The organism is Phyllobacterium sp. (assembly GCF_037994405.1).
Lineage (GTDB): Bacteria > Pseudomonadota > Alphaproteobacteria > Rhizobiales > Rhizobiaceae > Phyllobacterium.
Window position 1 is genome coordinate 1 of sequence record NZ_JBBNAN010000418.1, and the last position, 1,562, is coordinate 1,562.

General features: G+C 56.0%; 2 protein-coding genes and 1 pseudogene. 2 read left to right on the top strand and 1 reads right to left on the bottom strand.

What is annotated here, in order from left to right; genetic code table 11:
• Window positions 1–50 precede the first annotated feature (50 nt).
• Together maiA and msrA are read left to right on the top strand one after the other, a co-directional pair.
• Entirely contained in the window at window positions 51–686 is a 636-nt protein-coding gene (maiA, locus tag AAAC48_RS22900; RefSeq protein ID WP_340656401.1) for a maleylacetoacetate isomerase, read from the top strand.
• A 108-nt stretch (window positions 687–794) separates the two neighbouring features.
• Window positions 795–1,304, top strand: a complete 510-nt coding sequence (msrA, locus tag AAAC48_RS22905; RefSeq protein WP_340656402.1) for a peptide-methionine (S)-S-oxide reductase MsrA — start codon at window positions 795–797, stop codon at window positions 1,302–1,304.
• Window positions 1,305–1,431: 127 nt separating this feature from the next.
• Here the strand turns inward: msrA and AAAC48_RS22910 are convergent.
• Window positions 1,432–1,562 (bottom strand): annotated as a pseudogene (locus AAAC48_RS22910) (peroxiredoxin); the annotation flags it as partial.

A 1,562-nucleotide genomic window follows, 5' to 3' on the forward strand; every position in this document is an offset into this window, starting at 1 on the left:
TAGGGCATATGCGGCCTGTTCAAAAATCCAAGCCAACCAGGAAGCCGACAATGAAACTGTATGAGAATGAGATTTCTTCCGCGACGTCCCGCGTGCGCATAGCGCTGGCCCTGAAGGGGGTGGCAGTGGAAAAGCTGCCAATTGCGATCCTTGGCGCGGAAGCCGAAAACCGGCAGGCCGGCTATCTGAGGGTCAACCCGCTGGGACTTGTCCCTGCACTGTTGACGGATGAAAGGGTGTTGATCACGCAGTCGCTTGCAATCGTCGAGTACCTCGACGAACGGTATCCCGAGCCACCCTTGTTGCCCGGAAATCTCGAGGATAGAGCGTATTCGCGCTCCATAGCCCTTGCAATTGCATCCGAGATCCACGCCCTAATACCTCCAAGAATAGCTGCACATCTGAGCACAATTCCAGGGATGGACAGAAATGGAGTTGCTGACTGGAATCGTCATTGGATCAGGGAAGGCATGACCGCAGTTGAGGCGCTGATCACGACCCGGAGAACTGGTGCGCTCGTTGTCGGAGATACCCCGTCCGTAGCGGATATTTTTCTCTTTCCGCAGGCGATTGGCGCCCAACGCATCGGCTTGGATCTTGACCAATGGCCCAATATTGCCGACATCGTATCCAGTCTCCGCACAATCCCGGCATTTGCCGATAATGCGCCCGCTGCGAGAAAGTAGAGCGGCGCGAAATCAGCGATAAGAACTTTTGGCCCCTTTGACGACGGAACGTGTCTTCCGGGCTCGAAACTGCTACAAATCACATATCAATCAAGTGGAGAACACCCAATGACCGAAGAACGTGCAGTTCTTGCAGGCGGTTGCTTCTGGGGCATGCAAGACCTCATTCGCCGCTATGACGGCGTGAGTTCGACCCGCGTCGGGTACACCGGCGGCGATGTGCCGAATGCGACTTACCGCAATCACGGAACCCATGCGGAGGCCATCGAGATCATCTTTGACCCCGCCAGGATCAGCTACCGGAAAATTCTCGAGTTCTTTTTTCAGATCCACGATCCAAGCACGCGCAACCGTCAGGGCAACGATATTGGAGTGAGCTATCGCTCGGCAATCTTTTACACCAGTGAAGAACAGAAACGGATCGCCACAGACACGATCGCCGATGTCGATGCGTCGGGACTATGGCCTGGCAAGGTCGTGACCGAAGTTACGGCAGCTGGTGATTTCTGGGAGGCCGAACCCGAACATCAGGATTATCTGGAGCGGATCCCGAATGGCTATACCTGCCATTTCATCCGGCCGAACTGGAAGCTTCCGGTCCGGGAGAAGTCCGCCTGAAGGGCAATGTCATTGATGGATAAAGTAAAAGGGTCGGTGTTTCCACCGGCCCTTTACTTTATACGCAGCCGAGACAGAAAACCCACCCGACACGCGGGCAGGCCCTTTCTACGAGAGGTCCGCCGCATCAAACCAGATTAATCACGACGTCGATGTTGCCACGCGTGGCTTTGGAATACGGGCACGTCTGGTGTGCGGCTTCCGCCAGGCCTCAGCCGTTTCGCGGTCCAACCCCGGCAGGCTGACATTGAGACGAGC

What these genes read in the sequence shown, in the direction of transcription:
- maiA (WP_340656401.1), top strand. Translation starts at nt 51, where the DNA reads ATGAAACTGTATGAGAATGAGATTTCTTCCGCGACGTCCCGCGTGCGC.
- msrA (WP_340656402.1), top strand. Translation starts at nt 795, where the DNA reads ATGACCGAAGAACGTGCAGTTCTTGCAGGCGGTTGCTTCTGGGGCATG.